This window comes from candidate division KSB1 bacterium, from assembly GCA_022562085.1.
In the GTDB taxonomy this organism is placed as follows: domain Bacteria; phylum Zhuqueibacterota; class Zhuqueibacteria; order Oceanimicrobiales; family Oceanimicrobiaceae; genus Oceanimicrobium.
In genome coordinates, this window is sequence record JADFPY010000366.1 from 1 (window position 1) to 4,383 (window position 4,383).

Here is a 4,383-nt window from a genome sequence, read left to right on the forward strand (position 1 = left end):
TTTGTAAGTTAAAAAAGTAAAATTTAAACTCCATTTATTAAATCCGTGCTTTATCCGTGCGAATCCGTGGCTATATTATTTTTTATTTAAACCCCGTGGAGCTTCGGCAATCCATGTGTATTTATCTTGGTTACCAAAACTTTGCTAAAAAAACACAATGTTGCAGATTTGTAGTACAAAGAACTCAGAGATTTTAATTTATTTTTATAATGATTCCGTCTTTCAGAAAGAGCATTTAATTCTTCCATGTCGGCCATCTCTTATCATTTATTTAATTGCTTTTCTCTGTGAGTTCTGTGCTCCTCAGTGTTCTCTGTGTCCTATTTTGCAGATGTCTAAAAACAGTATTTAGAAGCTAAGTGGAATTAAAACGCGTTAAAATTAAGCAGAAAAGAGAAGAATAACAAGCGGAAAATGCGAGTTCACTGTGAGTTAGTTATTTTCGGAAGTGGGTGGGCGGCGCAAATTGTGTGGAAACGTTGGCCCGGGTGGAGGCGGGATGCTATCTCGATCTTCAGTTACGCGACGAGGCAGCTCGAGCTTCAGACTCTCCTCGCCTTTGGTCATCGCCCAATGATGGTTATTTGGTTATAATAAAAAACTCTTTGGGTATTTTCAAGGTAATTAACCAAAAAAATAAATTTGACTACACTTTATTTTTTTCTTTTTAAGATAAACAAATACCCCCGGAGTTCGAAAATCCGGGGGCACATTTTAGGCAACGTCTTGGCAGCTTATTCTGTCACTTCAATTTTAATGGCCTTTTTCTGTCTATTGAGAAAAAATTGATAGACCACACTCAGCCACAAAAAGAAGAAAATCATAAGCGCCAGTGGTTTAAATAAAAACCAAAATACAATGAACAAGCCCAGGAGTACAAAAGGCGTCATCATAGATTGCAACGCTTGCTTAATTCTTGATTCGTGCTTTTCGTAAAAACCCACCAAACCTGAAAAACCGGCTTTGAATCTTTGCAGGAGTTTTTGCAAGTCTTTCCTCTTAAGATAAAACACCCAGACTATCAAAGCGTAAATCAGCCATTTAACGAAGCTTATCACCCAGGCTTGGGTATAGACTACACTCATGGTAAGCGGGTCTTCGTCCGTAATGATGGTTTTTGCGAACCGGTAAACCTGGCCGCCGGTGGGTATTTGTATTTGGATGGGCAACACACCGGTGGCGACTTTATCTTTGGATAGCGGCATTGTTGCCGTTTGACTTTGCTTGAGTCCCTCCAAACGGCGCCCGAATTCGAGTTCGGCCCCAACCTGGCTGGCCATCTGCTCTTCCGGTATCGACTGGTTTCTAAATTGGCTGCGATAGTCGTCTCTTTTGTATGCCTTCTTTAACTCCTCATTGTAATGTTCCTTTGAAGTGGGCATTGATGCGATCTCGTCAGCTAATTGTCTCATGGTGCTTTCATCATACTCCCTTTTGACGCTTGAAAAAAGATTCAAGCCACGAATGATCTCTTCTTTCTCCAAAGTGCTGGTGAAATAGATGTAAGAATAATCGTTCGGAAGATAAACCGACCAGATCAACTGACTAACCAACACATCGACTTTTGGAAGACTCGATTTTCGCAAACTTAATGGAGAAAAACTTTCATCCACCATGCAGTAGAGCACTTCAACGGGAAAAGTATCGAGACGATTATTTTGGGTGCGGGAACGGATGAGTGGCACCAGAAGTTTGCCCCCGTCATTGAGAGAGCACTCAACGGGCTGATTCCCGACGAACACACTCCAGACTTGCGCGTTTTCCGGCAACTGAATTTCAAGAAACTGTTTGGCGCTGTTTCTAACCTGGTAGACCAGACGGTGAACGATTTTACCATCTTCGGTAAAAAGCGTAACAACATTTGCAGAATTTATGGTGGCAACCGGTACCGCTATTTTGTCGTGCTTTTGAATATTCAAAGCCAGATCATACGGGTGCTTCAAATACTTAAACCCGAGAATGAGGGGCTTAACCGATTTATTATAAAGTGCGGCGGGTAGTTTCTGTACCGGAACTCTTTCAAGTCCTTCGCTGTCGGTCACTTTTACTTCAGCGCTGGTGTTCAGCTCAATACCGATAAAGCCAATTTCACGAATCGTGTCGAGGACCTGCAGTCCTGAAAAGGCGTTTACAGAGCCTTCTGCAGACAGCGGCATTTCTGCTGAGACATTGATTGTGGCGCCGCCTTTTTTAGCGTAAGTAAAAGGCACGAGCAGAATACGCTGATCGTTCTGCACAACTTCCTGCCATTCTCCAACACCTTCGCCAAAAACCCTGAGGATATTCACGCCCTGGGGAATCTCAAACCGAACCCGATCCATTTCGCTGTGAAGAATGTTGAGCTGGACAGTTGAATTTATTTTCCAAACATCATCTTCGATGGAAATGAGATGATGGAGTTCGCTGTAAAGTTTGGGCGGCAGTTTTTCTGTGGGCGCGGCCTGTTTTCGCCAGCGGACGCTAATCGACCGTCCCGGTGCGATAATCGCTGATATGTTGCTCGTACCATTGCTTTCGCTTGTCACCACTTGCTGGGCCTGCGGGATTTCAACATCGATATTTTTTAGCGGAATGGAAAGATTGAACAGCGTAATCGGTGTCTGCTGAATCATGAGGTCAAGTTTGTGCGGTCCCTTTTCAAATGATGACTTTAAGGAAAATGAAGCGATCACGATATTCTCACCCGGTTTCGTTAAAATGACATTGTGATAGCCATTCTCCCTGACCACCAGCGCCTGGTTTCCGGCAATCCGAACGTCTTCCAGGGCGATGTTTTGTGGAAGAATCGGCACTTTCAAATAGACGCCTTTTTTCATGACGTGCACATGAAAGGTTCCGGTAAAGGAGGTATTATTCTTTTTCATTTTGCCGGAGTAAGTGGCCTTGGTAATCAAATAATCAAATGGGGGCTGGGTACCTGTGACAGTTGGCGGCTTCATTTGGTCGACGAGTTTTTTGAATTCAGCCCGGCTTAAAACAACGTCGCCATTTTTTAAAATGTGCTGCGGCGCTGTGATTGCGCCGGTCTGGACCAGCAGCTTTTCAAAAGTCTCCAGGGGCAGGACAACTTCATCCTGACGAAGCTGCAGTAACTTTTTGAACTCATCCCACGGCACAGTCAATTGACCTTTGCCGTCCGGATTTTCTTGCGCGAATGTTGGGGGTAACGCTCCGGCGATTAACAAAAAAATGATTGCGAAAAAGCTGATTAAAATATTTTTGTTCATGGTGTTGCTCCTTTGATGTTGTTCAGTTTAAAATTGATTTGTAAGAGTTAATATCGGCAAGGAGCAAAAGGTAAATGAGAAATAAATCAGAGAGGGGTTCGAGCTACATGTCATTCCTGCGAAGAAGGCTGTTGCAAAAAAACGCGGAATCCCCGAAAAATAGTGCGAAGGCGTCCCCGCCGAGCCTCCAGCGGCCCTCGGCGGGGCATGTCCTGAGCTTGTCGAATGGACGCCTTCGGGCAATAAACCTGAAAACTGCAACCCATGGCAAGCGGGAACCTATTGCCACCGCAGGGCCTAAATAAAAAAGGCGAAAGCTTTGAAGCCTTCGCCTTTCGTCGGACTACTATTTTAGCAACATGAGTTTCTTCGTTTTCAGAAATCCTTCTGCATGAATCCGGTAGAAATAAATTCCGCTTGCCAAATCCTGGGCATCAAAGTTTATTTTGTGCACGCCGGATTCAAGCTCGGCGTCAACCAGGGTCGCAATTTCGCGGCCCAAAATATCGAACAGTTTGAGAGTGACACTCGACCGTTTCGGCAGGGCAAATTCGATGGTCGTGGTCGGGTTAAATGGATTCGGATAGTTCTGCTGCAGCTGGAACTCCTTAGGCACATTCAAGCTGCTCTGCTCAAGCTCCACGTTGAGCTCCCGACTCGCCAGGTACCAGAAACCGACCCCATTAGACTCGGACGACATGAACGGCTGACCCAGCGTGCCGACGATTCGATACTCGCCGTCACTGAACTCCTCACCGCCTGCGCTCAGGACACTTTTTCGCAGCACAATTGGCGTGTTGTGCGGTTTTTCCTGGGCAAAACCGGCGCTAAAAAAGCACAATACCAAAATTATTTTTAATGGTGTCATAGTGATTCTCCTTAGTGAACCAAACGATACCATCGCTTTGAGCGATGGTATCGATATTTTCGATTTACGCTCATTCACTTCCCTCAACCACTAAAGCAGTTTCATTCGTGCTACTTTTCTTCTCACTTTCTTTTTTCGCGGTCAATATTTCCATCTTCTGCAAAGCCGCCTCTATTTTGGCCATCCTCGATTTCATGCCATCGAATTCGGCTAATTGGGTTTTCATCCGCTGCAGTTCTGCATTCTGTGCTGCGATGATTTTTTGCTGGTCTTTAATGGCATTAATCA

At 44.8% G+C, this 4,383-nt stretch carries 4 protein-coding genes; 1 reads left to right on the forward strand and 3 read right to left on the reverse strand.

Features of this window, described 5'->3' with window-relative positions:
* Positions 1–734: 734 nt before the first annotated feature.
* Positions 735–3,227 (reverse strand): hypothetical protein, encoded by a 2,493-nt coding sequence (locus IH879_20340; protein ID MCH7677278.1) that lies wholly within the window; start codon positions 3,225–3,227, stop codon positions 735–737.
* A gap of 74 nt (positions 3,228–3,301) precedes the next feature.
* Here IH879_20340 and IH879_20345 point away from each other — a divergent pair, with 74 nt between their 5' ends.
* The gene (locus IH879_20345; GenBank protein ID MCH7677279.1) at positions 3,302–3,532 is read left to right on the forward strand and encodes a hypothetical protein; all 231 of its coding nucleotides are present in this window, start codon (positions 3,302–3,304) and stop codon (positions 3,530–3,532) included.
* Positions 3,533–3,573: 41 nt separating this feature from the next.
* Here the strand turns inward: IH879_20345 and IH879_20350 are convergent, their stop codons facing one another.
* Positions 3,574–4,095: a T9SS type A sorting domain-containing protein gene (locus IH879_20350; GenBank protein ID MCH7677280.1), complete on the reverse strand. Its 522-nt coding sequence runs from the start codon at positions 4,093–4,095 to the stop codon at positions 3,574–3,576.
* Positions 4,096–4,165: 70 nt separating this feature from the next.
* The coding region (locus tag IH879_20355) for a hypothetical protein (GenBank protein ID MCH7677281.1) at positions 4,166–4,383 on the reverse strand (218 nt) is incomplete at its 5' end.

Excerpts from the sequence above, each read along its gene's own strand:
- IH879_20350 (MCH7677280.1), bottom strand. The coding sequence starts at position 4,095 with ATGACACCATTAAAAATAATTTTGGTATTGTGCTTTTTTAGCGCCGGT.
- IH879_20340 (MCH7677278.1), bottom strand. The coding sequence starts at position 3,227 with ATGAACAAAAATATTTTAATCAGCTTTTTCGCAATCATTTTTTTGTTA.
- IH879_20345 (MCH7677279.1), top strand. The coding sequence starts at position 3,302 with ATGAGAAATAAATCAGAGAGGGGTTCGAGCTACATGTCATTCCTGCGA.